At 42.6% G+C, this 23760-nt stretch carries 15 protein-coding genes; 8 read left to right on the forward strand and 7 right to left on the reverse strand.

The features are described from left to right. Positions 1-56: 56 nt before the first annotated feature. The 5 genes from QUA53_RS18510 (at position 57) to QUA53_RS18530 (ending at position 9358) form a co-directional block, all read left to right on the forward strand. Entirely contained in the window at positions 57-2021 is a 1965-nt protein-coding gene (locus QUA53_RS18510; protein ID WP_333099066.1) for a 5'-methylthioadenosine/S-adenosylhomocysteine nucleosidase, read from the forward strand. Then, on the forward strand, positions 2014-3513 hold the full coding sequence (locus QUA53_RS18515; protein WP_333099067.1) for a tetratricopeptide repeat protein: 1500 nt from the start codon (positions 2014-2016) through the stop codon (positions 3511-3513). Before QUA53_RS18510 ends, QUA53_RS18515 begins: the two co-directional genes overlap by 8 nt. Positions 3514-3760: 247 nt before the next feature. After that, complete coding sequence (locus QUA53_RS18520; protein WP_333099068.1) at positions 3761-5653, forward strand: tetratricopeptide repeat protein; 1893 nt, start codon at positions 3761-3763, stop codon at positions 5651-5653. A gap of 134 nt (positions 5654-5787) precedes the next feature. Continuing rightward, a complete protein-coding gene (locus QUA53_RS18525) occupies positions 5788-7335 on the forward strand; it encodes a tetratricopeptide repeat protein (protein WP_333099069.1) in 1548 nt (515 codons plus the stop codon). 10 nt (positions 7336-7345) lie between these two features. Further along, complete coding sequence (locus QUA53_RS18530; protein WP_333099070.1) at positions 7346-9358, forward strand: tetratricopeptide repeat protein; 2013 nt, start codon at positions 7346-7348, stop codon at positions 9356-9358. A gap of 245 nt (positions 9359-9603) precedes the next feature. Here QUA53_RS18530 and QUA53_RS18535 read toward each other — a convergent pair whose 3' ends face one another. Together QUA53_RS18535 and QUA53_RS29275 are read right to left on the reverse strand one after the other, a co-directional pair. Further along, positions 9604-10554, reverse strand: a complete 951-nt coding sequence (locus QUA53_RS18535) for a tyrosine-type recombinase/integrase (protein ID WP_333099071.1) — start codon at positions 10552-10554, stop codon at positions 9604-9606. A gap of 192 nt (positions 10555-10746) precedes the next feature. Further along, complete coding sequence (locus tag QUA53_RS29275) at positions 10747-11151, reverse strand: transposase (RefSeq protein ID WP_445304963.1); 405 nt, start codon at positions 11149-11151, stop codon at positions 10747-10749. Between QUA53_RS29275 and QUA53_RS18545 the strand changes: the two genes are divergently transcribed. The 3 genes from QUA53_RS18545 (at position 11092) to QUA53_RS18555 (ending at position 14103) form a co-directional block, all read left to right on the forward strand. Beyond that, on the forward strand, positions 11092-11220 hold the full coding sequence (locus tag QUA53_RS18545) for a hypothetical protein (protein ID WP_333099089.1): 129 nt from the start codon (positions 11092-11094) through the stop codon (positions 11218-11220). The two genes, QUA53_RS29275 and QUA53_RS18545, sit on opposite strands and share 60 nt — an antisense overlap. 220 nt (positions 11221-11440) lie before the next feature. Further along, positions 11441-12670 (forward strand): hypothetical protein, encoded by a 1230-nt coding sequence (locus QUA53_RS18550; protein WP_333099072.1) that lies wholly within the window; start codon positions 11441-11443, stop codon positions 12668-12670. 14 nt (positions 12671-12684) lie between these two features. Next, positions 12685-14103: a hypothetical protein gene (locus QUA53_RS18555; RefSeq protein WP_333099073.1), complete on the forward strand. Its 1419-nt coding sequence runs from the start codon at positions 12685-12687 to the stop codon at positions 14101-14103. Between the two features lie 184 nt (positions 14104-14287). On the opposite strand, the gene QUA53_RS18560 is transcribed toward QUA53_RS18555, so the two are convergent. The 5 genes from QUA53_RS18560 to QUA53_RS18580 form a co-directional block, all read right to left on the reverse strand. Continuing rightward, the gene (locus QUA53_RS18560; RefSeq protein WP_333099074.1) at positions 14288-16642 is read right to left on the reverse strand and encodes a WD40 repeat domain-containing protein; all 2355 of its coding nucleotides are present in this window, start codon (positions 16640-16642) and stop codon (positions 14288-14290) included. Then, the gene (locus QUA53_RS18565; protein WP_333099075.1) at positions 16614-19673 is read right to left on the reverse strand and encodes a hypothetical protein; all 3060 of its coding nucleotides are present in this window, start codon (positions 19671-19673) and stop codon (positions 16614-16616) included. The genes QUA53_RS18560 and QUA53_RS18565 overlap by 29 nt, the downstream gene beginning before the upstream one ends. Continuing rightward, a complete protein-coding gene (locus QUA53_RS18570) occupies positions 19666-21588 on the reverse strand; it encodes a hypothetical protein (protein WP_333099076.1) in 1923 nt (640 codons plus the stop codon). The genes QUA53_RS18565 and QUA53_RS18570 overlap by 8 nt, the downstream gene beginning before the upstream one ends. Continuing rightward, entirely contained in the window at positions 21581-22966 is a 1386-nt protein-coding gene (locus QUA53_RS18575) for an AAA family ATPase (RefSeq protein WP_333099077.1), read from the reverse strand. The genes QUA53_RS18570 and QUA53_RS18575 overlap by 8 nt, the downstream gene beginning before the upstream one ends. Positions 22967-23278: 312 nt before the next feature. Further along, positions 23279-23662, reverse strand: a complete 384-nt coding sequence (locus QUA53_RS18580; protein ID WP_333099078.1) for a hypothetical protein — start codon at positions 23660-23662, stop codon at positions 23279-23281. Positions 23663-23760 lie beyond the last annotated feature (98 nt).

Here is a 23760-nt window from a genome sequence, read left to right on the forward strand (position 1 = left end):
AATCCTGATTAAATAGCCAAAATAGTGGATATTCAGATTATTTCAAGGATTAACCCATGCCTCGCGCAGTAATATTGACCGCTCTCCCGGTCGAGTATATGGCTGTTCGCACCCATATAGCCGACCTCCGAGAAGAAATGCACCCCCAAGGCACAATTTACGAACGCGGAAAATTTGTTGCTAACGCTACGTCATGGGAAGTCGGGATTGTGGAAGTTGGTGCTGGTAATGCGAGTGCCGGGGTGGAAGCGGAAAGGGCTATCGCCTATTTCAATCCCAGTGTCATATTCTTTGTGGGAGTTGCTGGAGGCATCAAAGATGTGGCGATCGGTGATGTGGTAGCCGCGACGAAGGTCTATGGTTACGAGTCTGGCAAGGCAAAACAGAAATTTCAACCCAGACCCGATGTCGGGCTATCTACATACAGCTTAATCCAGCGATCGAGGGCTGAGTCCAACAAATCAGACTGGCTGCAAAGGCTGACATCTGCACCGGAGTCTACCCCCCGCGTATTCGTTGCGCCGATTGCCGCTGGAGAAAAAGTGATTGCTTCAAGCAAGTCTGATGTTTTTAAGTTTATGCAGTTGAACTATGGTGATGCGGTAGCCGTGGAGATGGAGGGGTGGCGCTTGCTACAAGCAGCTCACGCCAATTACGAAGTATCGGCACTGGTTATCCGTGGGATTTCTGACTTAATTGATAGTAATAGTGAAGCCGATCTGGCTAATTCTCAGGAAATTGCCGCTCGCAATGCCAGTGCGTTTGCTTTTGAGATTCTGGCAAAGCTTGAGATAAATGAAGCCAGCAGTCTAAGTTCCAGCCGTAAGCCGAAAACACAGCCTATATCTCCCAACTTCTTTGCACTTGATGATACTTGGGTTGGTCGGGAAAATCTGATTCAGGATTTAACTCCTCGAATTCGATCGTCTTGTCGATTATTAATACTTGTGCGAATTACAGGTATTGGGAAAACGGCTTTAGGGGAAAGATTGGCAGTCGAGTTATCAGACTGGTTTGAGGGAGATTGGACGAAATTTCACGAAGAGAATTTTGAGGACGAACAGCAATCTAATGATTTTGCCAGCGTCGCGGCGAGATGGCTGGAGAAATGGGGCGAACTGATTACACCGGAAGACCGCAAAGATACTCAGCGCCTGCTATATCGGTTGGTGAGACATCTAAAAGAGAATCGCTATTTGGTTCAACTTGATTCTTTAGAGAACATTTTACAGGGGAATGAAGAAGAGGGATGGAATGATTTTAAAGATGAGTGGTGGGTGCGATTTTTTGAAAGTTTGCTAGCAGCAGATTCTTGTGAAAGCTGTATCATTTTGACTTCAGATTATTTGCCAGTACAGATAACAACAATAGGAGCGAGGTATCAAAACTTTTGGTATTGCCAACCTCTGAGCGGTCTGGAAGAACCAGAACAGTTGCGATTGTTCGATAAAACAGGGTTAGATGTTGGTACCGAGTCAACAGGTAAACCATATTTAGAACGAATTGGGCGTGCTTATGAGGGACATCCTTTAGCGTTGCGGGTGATTGCTGGAGAAATTAGAAATCAGCCTTTTGATGGTAATGTTCTGGCTTACTGGAATAAGTACGGACGTGAAGTAGAAGAGGTTGAAAACGCGATCGACGAAGCAAAAACTAAGGGAATAACAGCATCAGCCGATGATAAGTTCAACCTGCATCGATACACGCACAACTTACGAAGGAATGTGCGAGTTAGACTAGAAAAAACTTTTAATCGGTTGCAAAAAGATGTTTGCTATGGCTATATATTGCTGTGCGAAGCTTCGGTGTATCGCTGTCCAGTACCGGAGGATTTTTGGCTGTCACATTTGGAGGATTGGGATCGGGATGAAGATGAACAGCAGGTAGCGTTGGATGCGTTGCGCGATCGCTATTTAGTGGAAGAATTCGTTGAAGGTGATCGATTGTTAATCAGGCAGAACAATTTAATTCGGAGTTTGTCTCTTGAACACTTAAGAAAACTGGGTGAAGAGCATGAGTAACGTGGATAAGTTACAGGTTCAAGGACAACCCGATGAAGAAATTAATAGACTAATTAAACTAGCCAGTGATACCAAATTAGTTGGAAAATATCAAGAGGCTACTAAATACTATCTACAAATTTTAGAAATTGCTTTTCAAATTGGAAATGAACCAACCAAAATTCTTGCTGTAGCAGGCTTGGGTAGTATTATGATCTGCTGTCAACAATACGAGCTTGCTATTGAATATTACCACTCTCAGTTAAAGACAGCCAAAAATATTAATCATAAATCATGGGAAGCAGATGCACTATGTAATTTGGGCTATACTGACCATTTACTGAAAAATTATGATGCAGCAATTGAGTATCAAAAAACGAGTTTAAAAATAGCCAGTGAAATAGAAAGTAAAGAAATTCAAGCGAAAGCGTCTAGTTATCTTGGAATTATATATCATGAATTAGGACAATACACCGAAGCAATTGAGTATTACAATAAATCTCTTGCAATTTATAGTGATATGGGATTGCAGCATGAAGAAGCAGAAGCTCTAGCTAGCTTAGGAATGGCTGAAAGAGAGTTAACTAAATCATCTCAATATTTAGAAACTTTAACTAGAGTAAACATAGAGAATGTTTTCCAGAGACTGTACAAAGCCTTATTTGTTTGCCAAAATATAGGAAATCCTGTTTTAGAAGCAAAGATATTTAAAGAATTTGCAAAAACTTATGAACTGATAGGAGAAATGGAACTAGCTAAAAATTACTGCGAAAAAGCAATAAAATTTGCTACCGAGTTAAAGCTTCCCTTATTAATAGAATGCCAAGATTTAATAAATAAATATAACACTCAGCAAGAAGATTATGAATATAAGCTAGAGGCTCAACATTGGTACAAACCAGATTTTCCTCAAAGCCAAGTGATTGATCAAAAACAATTACAGGCAATACAAGATAGCATAGATGTTGTAATTATGACGGCAACTGGGATTGAACTTACAGCAATATTGCACTTGCTCACACCTTATCCTAGAAGGAAGGCAATTTTACGCTATTTTGGAGAGAATATTTACTATATTGGAAAATGTGGATTATACAATACTGTAGTAACAAAGTGTAGAATGGGCGCAATTGGTGAAGGAGCGGCGACCATAGCTACCTATGAAGCTCTGAATCGGAAACCTAGAGCAATTATTATGGTAGGTATAGCCTTTGGTAAAGATGCAACTAAGCAGAAAATAGGAGATGTGCTAGTAGCGTCGGAGATTATATTTTATGAAAAGGAGCGCGTTGGACCAAATGAAAATGTCAGTCGCAGTCCTATCCCACCAAGTAGCAGAACATTATTGGATCGCTTTGAAAATGCTCACGGATGGAATTTTACATATCCCGATAACTCTCAGCGTCAGCCTATTGTCGGCTCGATTCTTTCAGGGGAAAAATTAGTCGATAATTCTGATTTCAAAGCCACCTTATTTGAACGGTTTCCCGAAGCCATTGGAGGGGAGATGTAAGGACATGGGCTTTGTTCGGCAGCAAGAGCATGGAAAACAGATTGGATTTTAGTAAAAGCCATTTGCGACTGGGGAGACGGAAAAAAAGACAAAAAACACCAGCCATTGGCAGCAGCAGCAGCGGCTAACCTTGTAAGTCATGTGTTATCTCAACCCTATGTACTTGATTCAATCCAAAAGCATTAATGTTCATAAATAAATAAATATTAAATCTCTGTTGTTTTATCACAAAAAATAGACCGATGCTATGAGTACCAACAATGAATTAGATAATCAAGACAAACTGGGTTCACAACAAGTTATTATGACACCTTATAGTGATTCAGTTTTAGCAGAACTTGGCATCGCTCCAAGCGAACTAAAATCTATCAAACCCCATTGGAAACGCACCCAATACAGAGCGATCGTCAATTGGCTAACCAAATACCAGCCTCCGTCCTCCGGCTCCAATTTGGAGATGGTGCGAGGATATCTCGAAACCTGCTATCACTTTTTCCAACTAGAAGACTGGGAAAAAGCCGATCGAGTATTGATGATTCGTGTTGCTGGTTTAACAGATGAAGATCTAGACGATGCTCTAGGAACCTGGGGTGCATACTCTGAACAAATCAATTTGTATCAGAAGCTGCTAGGTAAACTAAACCACACAAGAAATATCTCCCTACTAAATGGTTTAGGAAACGCTTGCGACACGATTGGGCAATTTCAAACAGCTATTGATTACTATCACACAGCTCTGGAAGAATCACAAAAAATCGGTCAAATCAAACAGGAAAGCATAACCCTTTCCAATCTCGGTAGTACCTACAGTAGCCTTGGGGATTACCAGACTGCCACTTCTGTTCTGGATCGAGCATTAGAAATTGCTCGCAGCCAGGAAGATGACTACATTCAGAGTCTTGTACTCAGCAATTTAGGTGACGTTTATCTAGGAATCGGTGAGTACGATCGGGCACTTGATTATTATCAACAGGATTGGTCAATTGTCGATCGCATTGGAGATACCAAGGGCAAAATTACCTCTCTCAACAATCTAGGCGATGTCAATAACTATCTCTGGAACCATGAAACAGCCATCGACTATTACCAGCAGGCTTTAACACTCGCAATAAAATTTTCTTACCCAAGAGAACAAATGCGTGCGCTGAGCGGTTTAGGAGATGCTTTGCTCATGCAGGGAAATCCTGAAGAATCTCTGCATCAACAGCAGGAAGCACTCGATATTGCGAAAAAATTGGGCGATCGAGTGAATGAAGGAACTATTTTAGGCAGCATTGGCAATGTTTATTACGGCATCGGTGAACATCATCAAGCAATCTCATTTCACCACAAGGCTCTCAACCTCGCTCGAAGTCTGGGAGACGTGAGCACTGAAACGACTGCACTGGCAGCTCTGGGAAAAGCACATATTGCCCTACAAGAAATTGAGCAATCTGAGCAATTTTATCAAACAGCATTAGAACTGGGACGAGAAATCGGCGACTCTGGTTCAGAAGCCACAGCAATTCTTGGACTAGGCAGCATTGCTTTTCACAAAAAGCACTATAAAACTGCGATTCAGCGTTTGAAACAGGGTTTGAAAATCGCTCGTCGAATCGGCGATTTGCGTAACCAGGTTGCCGCCCTCGGCACAATTGGTAACTGCTACATTCGCCTAAAGCAGTTTGCACGAGCCATTGGCTACTTCCACGCCAGTGTCAATTTAGCCCGCAAAGCAGGAGATGTTGAAAACGAAAACGAAGCTCTCATCAGTCTCGGAAGTGCTTACACTGCTTTGGGTGATGTGTATAAAGGTATTGATTATTTTCACCAAAGTTTTATCCATTCCCAAGAAATTGGTGCCGAAGACTCGGTAGGCTATGCTCTCTACAACCTCGCGATGAGTTATGCTCACATTCAAGACTGGCAACAAGCACTCCTGCATATTTTACGAAGCCTTGCTATTTTCGATCGCCTTCAACTGCCCGATGCTCAAGATGCTGTGAACATAGTCTGGAGGCTGATCCAAACTACAGAATTGGATGTCCAGGATATTGAAGCAGCATTAGCTGAGATTGCAGAGTTAGATGGCGACTCCGTTGCAGAACAAATAGCAACCTGCTTAGCTGAAACAGATTCGGAGGTAATTGATGCTAGTTAGTCAACCCAGTTGGTCATTTCCACAAGAATCTGATATTGTTTCATGTTGTATAAGAAAGCGCTATAATTATCTTAATTAATTTCTTATTTTAGGATGTTATCACAGAATAATGAACGCAATAATTATGTAAAATTATGAATAAACAACCTGAGTTAAATATCGAGGAAAAACTGGCTCCACAAGAAGTTAGTATTACACCTTACAGCAAAACATTTTTAGCAGAAGTTGGTATTGAACCAGCTACGTTAAAACTTATTACTCCCAAATGGAAACGTAGTCAATACAGAGCCGTCATTAACTGGATGACCAAATACCAACCTCAGCCAGATTCACCTAAATTAGAACAATTACGTGGTTATCTAGAAGCATTCTACCACTTGTGTGCAGTTGATGCTTGGGAAAAAGCTGCCAACTTAATTAAGATAGGAGTAGCTGTTACGACTTGGACTGCTCCTATCAATAATTCTGAAGATATTTATTTAGATGAACCATTACACAGTCAACTCGGTAATTTTGGCTACTACCGAGAACAAATAGATTTGTGCAACAAAATTCTAGGAAAGCTTAATCATCAAATTGATAATATTTGCTTAAATAGTTTAGGTCTAGCACATTGCGATCTAGGCAACTATCAGAAAGCTATTGAGTGCCATCAACAACAGTTAGCGATTGCCCCCGAACCCGAATTTCAAAAAACTGCGCTGACTAATCTGGGCAATATTTATGGTTTGTTAGGTCAATACCAAGTAGCTATCGAGCTTTACCAAGAAGCCTTAGCAATTTCCAATACTATATCTCATGAACAAAATCAAGGAAAACTACTAGGAAACCTTGGTGTTATCTACCGACTACAGGGAAATTACGAGCAAGCTATTGAGTATCATCGACAACATTGGGAAATCGCCCACAAGATTGGCGATCGCAAAGGAATAGCTAATGCCCTTGGAAATTTGGGTATTGTCTACTACTTCTTAAAAGACTACCATAAGGCTGCCGAAAATATGCAGGCTAGCTTATCAATTACTATGAAATTGGGGAATAAAAGAAATGAAGCCATTGCGCTAGGCAGTTTGGGTAATGTCTGTTTTGCTTTGCTGGACAACTCATTAGCCTGGGATTTATATCAACAGCAGCTAGAACTTTCCCGTGAAATAGGATATCTGGAAGGAGAAAAAACAGCGTTAGGTAATTTAGGGGTAGTTTGTAATTCCACAAAACAATACGAGAAAGCTATTAAATATTACACGCAAGGATTAGCGATCGCCCGTAACATAGGTGATAAACAAGGTGAGTCATATGCACTCAGTAATTTAGGCAATACTTATACTTATTTAGAACAATACGAAACAGCCATTGAATACCATAAACAAAGCTTAGGAATTGCCGCTGGGATTGGCGATCAATGGGCAGCAGGATCAGCAATACATAATTTAAGCGATGCCTACCGCTTGCTCAAACAGTTCGATCTAGCAGCATTATTAGGGATGCGAAGTTTGTATATATTTGCCTGTATACAATCCCCTGAAGTAGAAACAGCCATGATGACTCTCAGTAAAATAGCGCTGGAAATTGGTATAGACGAATATGCTGAATTAATAGAGGAGCAATTACACGTCATTGAGCAAGAAGAAAGCGGCGAACAAGCAGTAGCAGGGTTAAGACAATTACTTTTTGAAAATTAATTGAAAAACAATGAGCTACCTTACTGAACCAGAAGCTAAAGAATTAAAAATTACCAATGAAGTTAACATCACTCCTCCTGGTGATTTAATCCTGTCCTATCTTGGTATTGATCGAGCCACTGTTAAGTCTATCAAACCACTTACTAAACGTACTCAGTACAGAGCCGTTATTAACTGGCTAACTAAAAACTATCAACCCAGGAATGACTCCAATATCGAAAAACTCCGCTGCTATTTAGAAGCATTTCACCATCTTTGCGAAATAGAAGTTTGGGGAAAAGCTAGTGAAATTCTGTTGGTTCATCTTAATACACCCACAAAGGAAAAGCTACACAATCAACTATATACTTGGGGCTACTATCGAGAACCGCTTGACTTATATAACCGAATTCTTCACAAGTTCGATTCTCGACTAGATGCTATCATTTTCAACAATAGCGGTAATTCTTATCTTACTTTTGGTGACTTGAGCAAAGCAATTGAATACTATCATCAGAGTTTAACCATAGCCCAGCAGATTGGGGATTACTTGCTAGAAAGTCAGTGTTTAGGAAATTTAGGATTAGCTCATAGAGGTATTGGTGACTCAGGTAAAGCAATAGATTATTACCAACGCAGCCTAGACATCGCTCAACAAATAGAAAATCGCCAACAAGAAGCTGGATGCTTGAGAAGTTTAGGAGAGGCTTACCTTGATTTGATGAACTATAAGCAAGCTGGTAGCTGTCTTGAACAAGCTCTAAATCTGGCCCAGGAAGTTAACAATCTCCAAGAAGAAGGTCAAACTTTAGGAAATTTAGGACGGCTCTATTTAGTTCTAGGCAACCCAGAACGAGCGAGCGATTGCTATCAAAAAAGTTTAGCAATCGCACGGCAAATCGGCGCTCGTCAAGATGAACAAGCAGCTTTGGGAAGTTTAGGCAATACTTATATACTTTTAGGAAATCATCACCGCGCAGTTCAGTATTTAGAAGAAAGCCTAACGATTGCTAAGGAAATCGGCTCTCGTCGGGGTCAGGAAAGCAATCTGGAGGCTCTGGGGAGTGCTTATCATCTCCAAGGAGACTACGAACAAGCGATCGCATACTACCAAGAAAGTCTAAAAATAGCACGCCAAATTCAAGATCGCTTTTGGGAGAGCAAGGCGCTCAGAAGCCTGGGGAATCTTTACTCAATTTCAGAAAATTATGATAGCGCGATCGCAGCCTATCAACAGAGCTGGGAAATCACGCAGCAAATCGGAGACTGCCCTGGGGAAGAAAGCACTCTAGCATATTTAGGAACCCTGTATGCTAAGTTAGATGACTCGGTTAAGGCGATCGAGTGTTTTCAGCAGAGTTTGGCGATTTCACGGGAACTCAATGACCTTCAGGCACAAGGAGAGTATCTAGAAGATTTAGGTGAAGCTTACTATGTGCTGGAAGACTATGCTGCTGCTATTAATTACTTTAAACAGAGCTTGGCAATTAGGCGGGAAATTAGCGATCGCCAAGGACAAGCAGAAGTTTTATGTAACTTGGGTCTAGCTTACGAAGCGATGGAGCAATACACTCAGGCAATCGATTGTTACGAAGAGAGTTTAGCCATAGCCCAGGAAAATGACGATTCCTCGCTCGAAGGCAATGCGCTCTCAAATCTGGGTGATGCTAACTACGCTTCAGAAAACTATACCAAAGCCGTTGAATGCTACCAACAGAGCCTGGTATTGAAGCAAAAACTTCAAGATATTCAAGGTGAAGCGCTCGCTTTGGGAAACTTGGGGGCTGCATACTACGCTCTGGGGGACAACACTAACGCACTCGATTACCAACAGCAAAGTCTCGCAATTTGCAGAGAAATCGAAGCTCTCCAGATAGAAGCAACCATCCTCTGTAATATGGGATCGACACTGACAGAGTTGAAGCGTTACTCAGAAGCTCGTGATGCTTTACAGACAGCGCTGAAGATTTGTCGAGACCTTGGCGATCTTTCTACAATAGATGAAGTGCTGTTGAGGTTGACTGATCTGCCTCATCATTATTAATTATGAACGATTAATTGAACAGACCCAAGTGTTCGCCCTGTCTCGCCTCCCCAAATCTGTAGACTCCTTCCTTTTCCCAACCGCCCCTTACCAACCGTCGCATTAAGAAATCCCCCCGACCGATGCAGCAATGCAGTAAGTATGCCAGACTCTCAGACGTAGACTTTATCGCGCTTGAGATAAAAATAGAAGGCACGGCTAAGCGAAGCTCAAGAAAATCTGCGATGAGTTCTCCACCCTCAAAATCAAAACCCTAAGTGCTGCACAGCCCGTCGCTTCGTTTCTTCGCCCCGGCGATCGTACTTAGCTGTCGTCACAGGGGAAGCGTGACCTGCCAACTTCTGCACTGTCACGATATCGACTCCAGCATCAAGGAGGTCTGAGCAAAACGTGCGCCTGAAATCGTGAGGAGAGAAAGAATCCACTCCAGCGAGGAACGCCCGTCGCTGCAAAATCTTTAAGACACCATCGTCCGTCATCTGCCGAAATTGAATTTCTCCTCCCTTACGGATGGGAAAAAGCAGCGGCCCTGGCGCTTCTCCCCTCAACTTGAGCCACTGTTCCACCAACGCCATCGCTGCCTCTGGGAGATAAACCATCCTGTTTTTCTTCCCTTTCCCGAATCGAATTTCCAATGCTCCCGTGGAGCGATTGAAATCTGCCAAATCTAGGTTGACTGCTTCAGCGCGGCGGATGCCTCCCCCCCGCAAGATAGCAATCAAGGCTGCATCTCGAACATCAACGGTACTCTCGCCAGAGCAGCTTTGCACCAGCGCTGCAATTTCATCCGGGGATAGCGCCCGCCCCCTTGGTTTTCCCGATTGCTTGACGCTTCTCACGTCTACCGCCTTGCTGTAATCCAGGGGGTCGATTAAATCTAACCGCAGAGCCTCCTTCAAGACCCGCCGGAGGGCGCACAGCATTTGATTGACCGAAGCTGGCGCGTACTTTTTCTCCAGAGCCGAGCGCAGCGCTGCCGTGTGCCTGTAGCGCAATGCTGCCCAATTCAAAGTCATCGCACCACACTCCCCATTAGTGAGCAGCTTCGCCATGATATCGAGTCCTGCCACCATCGTTGCCTTCGAGCGATCGCTCCCCAAACTGTCAACGTACACCGCAGCGGGATGAAGCGCCAGCGGCATCGGTGACGCCAGCTTCAAGGTTTCCGGCTGTTGCTCTTCAATTCTGTTGAGCATTGACTCTTTATAACTTCAATTATAAATACTAAATCTTACGCCTTTAACGGCGCAAAATATCGATCAATTTGGCTCCTCTCTCGTTCGTCCTCACCGTCTGGGAACGGACTCGTGTGTTTGCGAGGTTGCCACGACCGGTTAGTCGTAAGGAAGGCTAAAGGATCGAAGTCTACAGCGTCAGCGAAGTATCAACTATACGGTTGAGTAGGGGGGTAAATCTTTAGGTAAGTCTTCCCAATTACAACCATTTTTGAGTTGATAAAAGATACCATCCAAAATTTCTCCTTTAGTCCAGTTAGGCGGTCGAGTTTGCTTTGAGAGATGTGTTTTCTTGCCACAGTTGTTCTTCAGGTGGCACTCCGTATCCCTCAACTGCCGACAAAGGAGGGCGCTCGCCAGTGGAGCTAATTGTGAGCCTGTAATGCTGGCTTTGATTGTGAGCCGTCTGTTACAGTAAGTTACTGCTATATACTGTAATGGACTGTTTTTAGCTTTGCAAGCGGTAAGATGACAGGAGTAGTAGAGATTGATATAAAAGTGCCAAGCCGAAGAAAGGCAGACGTAATTACTGCCTACCTCGACAAAGAAGTCAAGCAAGTGTTGGAAGTATGGGCGAGCGAGCGAGCAGCGTTCCCTGAGTTCTCTGGTGGCGTATTTATTGACTAAGGCCGCTTCATCGTACAAAACTGAACACCAACAAGGTAGCGCTCACAGGATTAGTCCTGAAGGGGAAAATGAAGAATCGCAACATGAATCTCAAGGGCAAAGCGAGCGACGATCCGCACGATAATTGGGGCCATACAACGCCAATATAGGAAAGGCTAGAGATGTGTCGATGGGAAATAACGTTCCAGCCAAGGATGCAGACAAAGACGCTCGTTAAAGTATGACAGACCCTGATGACTTGAACGCTATTTTAGATCGCATTGCAGCCGGTATCGATACCGAGAGCGATATGACCACCTTACGGCAGGCACTAATCGTCAGCAGCGATCGCAATGTGGTGCAATTAGGAAAATACAACCTCAACATTAACCAGGGTCGAGATATTCAGGTAGGCGATCGCCATTACCACGGCCCCGATGCAGAAGCAATACAAGCTATTATACGCAAGCTACTAGAGGAGTACATCGGCAGTAAAAATTCAGAGATAAAAAATAAAGAAAGTAGCTACGTTTCGGAAACAGTTTACAGTACACTATTTCCAGTTTTAGCAATGCCTCGCTACATCTACGGCGTTCCTTGCAAATACAACGATTTGCAAGCTAAGGAAGCATCTCAAGAAATTATTCCCCCGGTCGATAAAACTGAGATATACCCTTTTCTTCTCCGGGGGGGAATGCTTTTCTGTTTTCAGAATCTCAAAGACCCTAATGGCCCTTTTCGCCAATTCGTGGGCAATCAAAAGGTTGAGCGTTATGAGGTAAGCGAGTGGTGTGACGAACCAGAGCATCGGAAATGGTTTATTACTTTACTGAACCACTCTTTAAATAAGCTTACAGGTCGCAAAGGTCTTCATCTGGATAAAATCCACCACCGATACTACTTTCATTCCCAAGAAGCGGGAAAAACTTTAGAGGTTAGGTATCGACCTCTCAATCAATCAACAGCAAGTAGAAAAGTGGTATGGCAACCCATCACTAAAAAAACTAAGGAACTCAAACCCTATTGGTATCATTTAGCAGTCGCTTTAAAGTTTCATCAAGTGAGTAATGAACATTGGTGTCTCAGTATTCGCCCCGAAATGCGAGTAACGAAGGATGGTCTGCTATCTATCAATTCCAAGAATATTGGCAGCAGGGTTACACATAAAAAGTCCCGACAATTTAACTATGACTTATTGGGAGATGTCAACTTTTGGAGAGATTTTCTTAGTGACGGGCAGCCTCGCATTATCCTCCCTTTTGGTCAAAAAGGTCAAAGTATTATAGTCTCCACTACCATGATGCAAGCAGAAATTGAATGGCCAGGCATTCCTGAAGAGTATGCGAAGTCCTTCACAAACATAGAGTATCCAGAAAACCTCTTTAGTTGGGCTGCATTAGCAGGCATTGAAAATGAGCCTAATGAAGAGAGCGATAGCTGGGATGATTGGGATAGTTACGAGGACGAATAGCAGGAGGAACGCAGATGAATGATGAGCATGACATTCCCAAAATAAGTTGTCAGTATCTAGGGGAGCCTCTGCTATGCTTTGCCGATGGCAAGCAACATATCGATCCCAAATTTGGCGTCTTAAATTTTGGCCCCAAGTCGTACAGTCCAATAAAGCGACACCCATCTCTTGTGCGGGTTGGATTCATTGGTTCTGCTGAGACAATAGAAATTGCCAAGCAGTGGATGGAAAAGACCGCACAAGGAGTTTTAGGAGATGACAAGCATCCGGCTTTCCCTGGTTTCCAAAAAGAACGCGGTTTTTTCTCAGAATTAGTGTTTGATGATGCTTGGATTGGGCAACTTAATCGCTCGGAAATTGAAGATGTATTGAAAATTAAATCGGAACGCGAGCGCTTTGAAGCTGCTGTTAAGCTTCTGGAAAGCAAGTTAAATCTTTTATCAAGAAAAGACCAACCACCTGAATATGTTGTTGTCGCACTGCCTGAGCAACTAAGTAAAAAATGCCGGGTAGCTGATTACAAGGACACTGAGCTTGGAGATATCCACATGGATTTACGGCGAGCGTTTAAGTCTATGGCAATGAAATATCGCATACCTACGCAGCTCCTGAACATGGAAACAGTAAATGGTCGCGATAAGGATCACCCATCAAAGATTGCCTGGAATTTTTTCACAGGTTTGTATTTCAAGGCTGGTGGTTTCCCTTGGGGGCCTGTTGGTCTACAACCGGGAAGTTGTTATATTGGTATCAGTTTCTATCGTCCTTTGGGTTCTACTTTCTCAACGATGCAGACAAGTCTTGTTCAGGCTTTCGACGAACATGGTGACGGACTGGTACTCAGAGGACACGAGTTTACCTGGGATTCAAAAAAAGAAGGCACAAAATCACCCCATCTGACTGAAGAGCAAGCAATTAGACTTGTAGATATGGTTCTCGCTCGATACCAAGAAGAAATGGGACAGCGACCGAAACGTGTAGTCGTTCACAAGACATCGCGCTATTGGCCGGCTGAGAAAAGTGGATTTGAACAGGCTTTGCAAAAGTATGTGAGTCAATATGACCTACTTGCCTTAATCCCTCAGAATAAAGTAAGGTTGCTTATAGCTAATAAATATCCGCCTTTACGGGGGACTCGTTTCACTGTTGAAGATATAGATTATCTGTACACAACTGGCTTTATTGCAGAGTTGAACCAATTTCATGGAATGCACGTTCCCTCACCCATTCAGATTGCCGACCATATCGGTTATGATACTCCACGAGAAACATTACTAAAAGAAATCCTCATTCTCACTAAGATGAATTGGAACTCATCGCGCTTAGGTGGTTTGTTACCCATCACGATCCGATTTTCTCGGCTTGTCGGAGATATTATGCGAGAAATTCCGGCTGATAGAGAACCTCTGAGTAATTTTAAGTTTTATATGTGATGAAACGAAATCATACAACAGTTTTTAGGTAAGTGAGGCACAGAGAAACCCGGTTTCTTGAAGAAGCATAGTTTCTACGGTGTACTTCATAAACCTGCAATCTGCTGTATGTTCCTATTTGCTATATTTATATGAAATCTGCTGTATTTCGCATCATCTCCAGGTAATAGATTATCGTAATTATTCATGGATGCGATCGCCCTTTAAACTCTTCTAAACCTTGTAATCGCAAAAAATGCACTTTGCCCAACTCTTCACCTGCAACAATTGTCAATGGAGAGGCATCTACTGCACAACACTTTAATGGACTCTCTGCACTAAAAGTGGCAATGAGCTTTCGATTAATCATATTCCAAACTTTGAGAGTATAGTCTTTTGACACTGAAACAGCCAATTGTTTGTCTGGTATAACTGCTACTGCCCAGACAATATCGTTATGAGCTTTAATCATAAACTGTTCTGTTTTACTTCGTAAATGCCACATCTTGAGAGTCCCATCATGCGACGCTGAAATAACGTGTTGGTTATCTGGCATTAGGGCAATTGAATTAATAGGCTCGTTATGGCTATGTATAACACATAACTGGGTTTTTCTCTCTACATCCCAGACTATAAGCGTACCGTCAAATGAACTAGAGATAACTTGTCGTCCGTCGGATGTTATTGCCAATCCGCTAATTTGTTGGGTATGACCGTTTAATCTGAACTGCTTGAGCTTCTTTTTTAGATTCCAAATTTGAAGGTTGCCATCTCCTAAACCGCCGATGACCTGTTGTCCATCAGGTGTTACTACTAACGCCTGTACAGGGGTAGCGATTTTACTTGGGATATCTATAGTAATGCCCCTTGAGGTAGAGCATTCGATCGGAGGCATTATTTCCCCAGCTAAACTATCTAACTCTGTTCCACTCTGTAGGTTCCAGATTTTTAAAGTGCCATCCTGTGAACCAGAAATGGCACGTTGGCCATCTGGCATCAATGCTACTGCTTGAATGGCTCGGTGATAGTTAAGGGTCAGTAGCTCTTCACAATTCTGCAAATTCCAAATTTTGAGGGTTCCATCTTGCGAACCAGAAATAGCACGTTGACCATCTGGCACTACTAAGACCACTTTTACCGAGTTGCTGTGGGGTGATTGAGGAAGTTGCTCTAACCTGTTATCAAGGTTCCAAAGCTTGAGAGAACCCTCAAGTGAACCAGAGATAGCTTGTTTTCCATTCGGTGTCACGGTGATTGCGTGAACTTGATTATGATTGCCTAAAGTACCAATTTCTTTCCGACTATTTATATCCCACAGTGTAATTTTATTGCCTGATGTCGAGAGGAGAGATTGACCATTGGGAGTTAATGCAAGTGATTCAACAGACATATTAGAGTTAAAAGTAAATACTTCGGCTCCATTCTCTAAATCCCACACTTTGATAGTGTGATCGTCTGAAGCAGAAATAACCCGTTTACCATCAGGCATTAGCACTAATTTATGGATGCCACTCATATGCGAAAAAGAAAATACCTCGTCGCCATTTGTCAGATGCCAAACTGTTAGAGTAGTGTTGTTGGGTCCGCAGTGGTTTGATGCAGAGATAACTTTTTGGCCATCTAGTGTTATCGCTAATTCTTCGCTTACAGGGGTCTTTTTAATTTGTAATTTATGTAGTTGCCCGTCAATCAGTATTGGGAATTCACTAGGTTGTCTGTAAGCAATGGAATAACTAGCAAGCAATTGTCCGCTTCTAAGCTCCCATACTTTACGTGTGTAATCTTGTGAAGCAGAGATAGCCAGTCGCCCGTCTGGCGTTATTGCCACTGCGCTGATTCCTTTTGTATGACTTTCAAGAGTACGCAATGCAGTCCCAAGCTCTAAGTCCCATAACCTGAGCGTACCGTCCCAAGAGCTTGAAATACAACATTTCCCATCGGGTGTGACTACTACCCCACTAATCCCATCGGTGTGACCCTTGAGTGTATGTAACTCTACTCCTTGCTGCAAATCCCAAATTTTGAGGGTGCAATCTTGTGAAGCCGAAACAGCCTTTTGACTATCGGGTGTTACGACAACATCTGTGACTCCCTCAGTGTGACCTTGAAGAGTACGCAGCAATACTCTTTCTGGTGGTGTCAGATTAGATGTCAAGGGACGCAGCCATGTATATCCCTTTAACTCCTGTGTTTGGGCAAGCATAGCTTGAATTTCAGGCTTTTTAAAGAACAGCAAACGACCCCAAAGTTGCCCTGCCAGTTGTGCTGGATCATCAGCCAAGACATTTGCAGCTAATCTAATAGCACTTTGAATTAATTTCAGACTTTCTTTTGTTTCTTGATGAATTTGGATGTCTGGATGCAAAGCTAAGTCGTAATCATCAATCAGTGGTTGTGGTAGGAGAGAAAAATTTTTATATTCGATAAATTCGTAGTCAGTCAATAAGCCGGATAAATCATCAGTTATAGCTGTTTCTTCCTTAGCAGCTTTCGCTAAGTGGTAAGGCAAATTTAACACATATTCCGCATCTTCAGGTGAAAGGTTGTTGAAATGATTCATAAGTGCGATCACTCTTTTTAAATTTATCCATAGTCTCCAATCGCAGGAAATGCACTTGTCCTGATGCTTCGCCTACTATAGCTGTCATGTCATCGGGTGCAACAGCACAAGATAGCAATTCTGCATCTCCGCTAAAACCAGCTATAGTTGAACCACTATGCAAATCCCAAACTTTCATACTGCGATCGCGTGCAACAGAAATTGCTAACTTTCCATTGGATGTGATTGCTACATTAGTAATCTGGTCAATATGACCCCTCAAGGTTTGCAGTTCTACTTTCTTATGGAGATGCCAGAGTTTCAACGTTGTATCATCTGAAGCAGAAATAGCAACTTGACCATCCGGTGTTATTACTATTGCATTGATCCAGCCAGTATGGCTGCCAAGGGTGTAAGGTTCGCATTCACGCTCCAGATTCCACACTTTTACAGTGCAATCACGGGAACCAGAGATAACCCATTGACCGTCTGGTGTGACTGCTACAGCAGTTACTTCGTCAGTATGTCCAACTAAAGTCCGAACAATGTCACCTGTTTTCAAATCCCAAACTTTGAGGGTGCTATCAACTCCAGCAGAAATTGCTTTGTGCCCGTCTGGGGTAATTATCGCTGCATTGACTCCTTGAGGGTGTATTTCACTACCATTTTCATCTAGGATTGGTGAACTAAATTTACCGTAACTATGCCCTATTAGTGTCTGTAAAACTGCTCCTGTTTCTAAATTCCAAAGTTTGAGCGTATTGTCTCGGGAAGTGGTAATAGCTGTTTGATTGTCAGGTGTTATAGTTACTGAATTAATAGGTTGGGTATGACCAGCCGTTAAGGTTTTCACTATAGTTTTACTTGTTTTGTCCCAAATTTTTAGCGTGCCATCTTCAGCCGCGAAGAGTGTTTGCTCCTTATCTAGCCTTAGTGACACCATGCGGACACTTTCTGTATCACCTTTCCAACTCTCCAGTTCAGTTCCATTCTCTAAATCCCAAAGTTTGAAGGTGTGGTCTGCGGATGCGGAAATTAGTTGCTTCGCGTCTCGGGTTACTGTTATTGCCCAAACTTCATCCGTATGTCCTTTGAAGGTGTTAATATGGATACCACTTTCTAAATCCCATAATTTCAGTGTGCGGTCAGCCGACGCAGAAACTGCTCTTTTCCCATCAGGTGTTATTTCCACTGCCCAGACTGTATCCGTATGTCCCTTAAATGTATGTAAATTAATACCACTGTCTAAATGCCAAAGCTTCAGAGTATGGTCTGTTGCTGCCGAAATAACAGCTTTACCGTTGGGTGTGATTTTCACCGCGGTGACAAAACCTTGATGTCCTTGTATTGTCTGCAATTCTTTACCATTCTTTAGCCCCCAAAACTTTAAAGTGCCGTCATAGCAGCCAGAAATGACACGTTCTCTGTCAGGGAGGACTGCTAGGGCAGTAACGGGTGAAGTATTATAGTCACCTATAGTACGGACGATGGCTCCGGTGTGGATATCCCAGATTTTGAGCGTGCAGTCTGCTGAAGCTGAAATAACCCAACGTTTGTCTGGGGTTATTGCCAAAGCACTGATTGCATCGATATGGCTATCTTCCAAGATGTTGAGAACTGTAGCATTTTCTAAGCTCCAAATTTTCAGCTTACGGAAGTCAGACGAAATCGTTTGTTGTCCGTTTGGAGTTATTGCCACTGCATTGACTGGGCTAGATTTCTTTCCTAGTGGATTAGTTAATTCCCCGTAATTTTGTAAATCCCAAATTTTTATTGTGCCATCGCTGGAAGCTGAGACAATTTGTTTTCCATTTGGGGTAATCGCTACAGCATTCACTGAGCCAGTGTGTCCCTCAAGGGTGTGGAGAACTTTTTTACTCTCTAAATTCCAAATTTTGATAGTGGAGTCCGCTGAACCAGAAATCATCAGTCCGTTCGGGGTGATCGCCACTGCTAACACTGAACCCATATGGCCCTTTAGGGTAGGCAATTCAGTTTTAGTCTTTAAATCCCAAACCCTAATAAGAAACTGGCTGGCTACTGCACAAACAGCATACCTTCCATCTGGTGTGATGGCAATTGACCTAATCCAACCGATGTTATCTGCTAGGGTACAGATTTCCTTTTTGTTTTCTAAATCCCAAAGCTTCAGAAACCCTTGAGTCGAAGCCGAGATAAATTTTTTACCATCCGGTGTGATAGCTAAAGTTCTGACACCTTTGGTATGCCCTTCTTCAAAGCTGTATAATTCTGTGGTAGTAGCGACATCCCAAAGTTTAATTGTGCGATCGGCAGAAGCTGAAATCGCCTGCCTGCCGTTGGATGTGATTGCTACATTAAAAACGCGGTCAGTATGATTTTCAAAGGTAATTATTTCGATGCCCTGCTCCAAATCCCAGACTTTCAGCGTCCCGTCATCTGAAGCCGAGATAGCCTTTTGTCCATCAGAAGTGACTGTCACTGCATTAACAGGTTCAGTATGTCCCCGTAGCATAAGTAACTCTGTACCATTGTTTAGCTGCCAGACTTTCAGTGTGCAATCATCTGAAGCTGAGATAACCTTTTGCCCATTTGGTGTAATTGCAACTGCATTAACTGTGTCACTATGACCATTTAAAGTTCGTCGCAACGACTTTCCGGGTTGTGCAAGGGTGGGAGTTAAAGGACGCAACCAGGGGAACGTATTGTAGTTTTGAGCTTGGTTAATTATCGTGTGAATTTCTGGTGTATCATAACCTAATAAACGCCCCAGTAATTGCCCTGCTAGTTGCGTTTTATCTTCAGTTAAAATATTTGCAGACAGTTGTATTGCGCCTTGAATTAGTCCTAAGCTGTATTTTCTTTCATCAGTAATCAGGATGTCATCTTGTAAAGCTAAGTCATAATCTTCAATTAGTAACTGTGGTTCCTGGTTAGAAACTTTATATTCCATAAAATCAAATTCGCTTAATAATCCACATAGGTCTTCTGTCATTTTAGCCTCAGCTAAGTGGTAGGGTAAATTCAAGACATATTCGGAGTCTTCAGACGACAGATTGTTGAAATTATTCATATGGTCGTTCGTGGTGCTTGCTCCTAACTTTTTCCCTACCTTCCAAGCGGATAAAATGTACTTTTCCCGATGCTTCACCAGCTACAATAGTTACTCCGTCTGGTGCAAATGCACAGCTATTTAACGTACTATCTCCGGTGAACGTAGCAACAATTTCTCCATTTCTTAAATTCCAAACATTGAGAGTATTATCTAGTGAAATAGAAATGAGGTAGTCGCCCTCTAGTGTTACATCTAAACAGTTCTTGCTATTTTTATGATTTATGATGCTAAAAAGCTCCTCGCCTGTTTCTAAATCCCAGACTTTTATAGCTTCATTTTCTGAACTAGAAATTAATCGCTTGCTATCAGATGTCACGGCTAAATATGTGACTATGTTGCCGTGACCTTTCAGAGTGAAAATTTCTTCGCCACTTTCCAAATGCCAAACCTTGAGAGTACCGTCAACTGAACCTGCAATTACTTTTTGGCTATCAGGAGTAACAAATATAATTTCTATCGAATCATTATGGCCTAGAGCTGCTGGATTTTTTCTGTTAAAACTACTAAATAAATTACTGATTTTAACTTCGGTTTTTATATTCCAAAGTTTCAGAGTACCGTCAACCGAACCAGAAACAGCTAGATCGCCCTGTTGCTTTACCGCAATAGCTTTTACATCGTTAGCATGACCATTAAGGGAGAACATTTCCTTTTTTGTTTTTAAATTCCAGATTTTTAGACTTTTATCAGATGAGCCAGAAATAACTCGTTTACCATCTGGAGTAACTACTACAGCATTTACAGTTTTTTCATGACCAGTCAAGGTAAATTTTTCTTCTCCTGTTTCCAAATTCCAAACTTTTATAGTCTTGTCATCTGAGCCAGAAATTATTTGATTGCCTTCTGGGGTAACAGCTACAGATTTTACTCCATTGGCATGACCGCTGAGGGTCAAAATCTCGTAATTTAAGTCTCCAGTAGGCTCCAAATTCCAGACTTTGAGAGTGTTATCTGCTGAACCAGAAATTACCTGTTTCATTCGTTTATCATAATTTGGTGTAACTGCCAAAGCATTAATGCTGTCACTATGACTCGATAAATTAAATAGCGCTCTTCCAAAAATATTTTCTTCTCCCGTCTCTAAATTCCATATTTTGACATTATTGTCGGAGGAACTAGAAATTGCCCATTTACCATCGGGTGTGACTGCGACAGCATTTACTGCGCTGTTATGTCCGACGAGTGTATGAATTATGGCACCTGTTTCTAAATCCCAAACTATAAGATTTTTGTCGGATGAACCAGAAATAATTCGTTGACCATCGGGTGTGACTGCAACAGCATTTACTGCGCTGTTATGTCCGGCGAGAGTACGAATTATGGCACCTGTCGCTAAATCCCAAACTATCAGATTTTTGTCGGATGAACCAGAACCCGAAATAATTAGTCGATCGTCGGGCGTTATTGCTACGGTATTTACTGCACCATTATGACCACTGAAAGTGCGTATTAACCTACCACCAGCTTGAGTCAAGCTAGAATTTAAAGGTCGTAACCAGATGTTTTTTCTCTGTTCCATCTGTTCTCCGAAACATTTAAATTGTGGTAATTCAAACGATATCAATCGACCGTATAGTTGCGTTATTATTTGTCTTTTGTTTTCTTCAAGAATATTTGCTGATAGCTGCAATGCCGCTTGAATTAATCTTAGTGTTTCCTTTTTGTGTTCATCAATCTGGATATCTGCTGCTATAGCTAACTCGTAATCTTCTATTAGTGACTGTGCCGTTAAAGACGAAACCTTATGTTCAAGAAAATCGCATTCAGTTAATAATTCATATAATTCATCTACCATCCCCGCTGCTGCGAGGTGATAAGCCAAACTTAAAACATATTCAGCATCTTCAGGCGAACGATTATCAAACTCACTCATGGCGACGACGATTTTTCCACTTATTCAACTGGTCTTTAGCAATTAGTAGATGAATCCCTGGAATGGTCAGCCCAGTTTTCTCCAAAATATCCTTACGATGGAGAAAATCTCGAAAACTGGCATGGTAGACACTATAGCGTCTTGAATTATCCTTAAGCAACTCGTGTAAAAACTGTTCCCACTCATTCAATACACTCTGCACTGTTCGAGTATCCTCTCCAGAAAAATCACAAATTAGCTGGCGAGAAACAGGCTGCTTCAGCACTCCTAGAATGTAAACAATTTTAATTTTAGCATCGGGCAAGGGATTCGCTGTCATTCCCATGCGCCGCCAGTGAAAATCATAGTAGCCTTGCAGACCTTGAGGGAATCTTTCAAGGCTCAAATCCTTATATAATCCCTTTTCAATATCCAGCAGCACGTAGCGCAAGTACATGAAATTGTTTTCACTTTTATCTGCTATTTTATCAGTGAATACAATAGTTGTTTCTTGACGTTCGTCAATCTGCTGCCGCAGATTCTTACTGCCATCAACTCGGTTTTGGATATACAGGCGCACATCTCGTTGGCTATCAATCTCATAGTCCAGCAAACTGATAATCTGTTGGGATGCGTAGGTTGTAAAAGGCACTTCCACACCCCGTCGCCTAGTCATGATGAAATACACCCCGTCAGGTAAGTAAGGCGGCAGGTATAAGATATTTGCATCCCTGTAACTGCCTGAATCTACCTCATCCAAAGCATCAACAGCTATTACTATAGGTTGACCATTTCTTCTTTGGGCTACTTCATCCAACAAATGCCCCAGAAAATCTCCATCTTGCGTCGCATGGGAAGGTAAAGGGTCATAAGGCATTTGGTAGCGGGCAATCAGTTGCTTGCAGACACTTTCCAAGAATTGGTCTGCCCGATTTGGGCCTTGCAATTGCACGTTGAAATGAGCGATGCACTCCGTATCCTGCACGTACTTTGCTAGGCTTGCGCTTTTGCCTTGTCCGGGGTCGCCAATAATAGTTAAGTAGCCCTTTTTGTTTTCTTGTATGAAGGTTTGGATGGCGTCAAACACGTACTCGCGTCCAACGAAGCCTTCTGTTTTATCTTGAATCAGCGACTGAAATTGACTGAGAACGGTTGATGGTTTTTGGATGGCGCGGATGAGGGCTTGTATTGCTTCTTCGTTCAGTTCTAGGTAAGTACGATCGCCGATCTGTATTCCTTGCCCCTGTCCGATGTTGACGTTATACTTGCCGAGTTGGGTGCTAGCTTGACGATTATCGCCCGCACTCAATACCTGACGCAAAACCGCAATATCTGTTTCAGTGTGCTTACCACCAGCAATGCGGTCGATAATGCTACTTAGCTCTTCAGAGTTGGTCATCTTTCAGGCTCTCCGTGCTTGTTCCATAGCAATAGACAAATCGATAACGGTTCAGTCAGGGCAAACTACTCATTTTTTTAAACTGACTCGATACAGAAATTACCTTACATCTTCGCCCTCTTCATACAGGAAAGCAATCTGCTGAAACTGTGTGCTATAGGGATAGGGGTTAGCTGAAACTGTGTTCTCGTTATAGGGATGGGGGTTGATGGTTGGGAATTATCTTTATTGTAGAGAATAAGTAACGCGGCGATCGCTAAATTAAGAAATCAGCATATCGAAAGAGCGATCGCGATCGACATTTTTCTGGATTCACCGTTGGAGGAAGATACGCAGAGTGGCTGGTACATAACTCATGCTGCTGTCTGTAAACGTTTGTAGGCGTGGGATGCGGGCTAAATGCACCCAATGTTCTAAGAGTAAGTGGTGATCGAGTTCGACTTCCTCTCTTGTGGAGAGGATGCGGGATTTGTTGCGATCTAGTAGTTTGTTCATGCGGGCTTGCAATACAGGCGTGGGGCGGATGGCGAGGATTGCTTCTGGACTTGGTTGACTGGCAAGCAGTTGGACGATTTGGCGATCGTCTTGATAGAAGATGGTTTCTGCGGGGGTGAGTTCCAGGGCTTCGGGGAGGCGATCACCCAATGCGTGCAGTTTTTCGCCGGGGCGATCTGGGACTTCTGGGATAATTTGCATTGGTGCTGATGTGAGTATGGGAATTCCCTTGATTGTAACAAGCGGGTTATGCTCAATTGTAATCGCGACCGACCGACCGCCCGCACCCAATAGCAATG

The sequence above is a fragment of the Microcoleus sp. Pol12B3 genome (assembly GCF_036701355.1).
Classification (GTDB): domain Bacteria; phylum Cyanobacteriota; class Cyanobacteriia; order Cyanobacteriales; family Microcoleaceae; genus Microcoleus.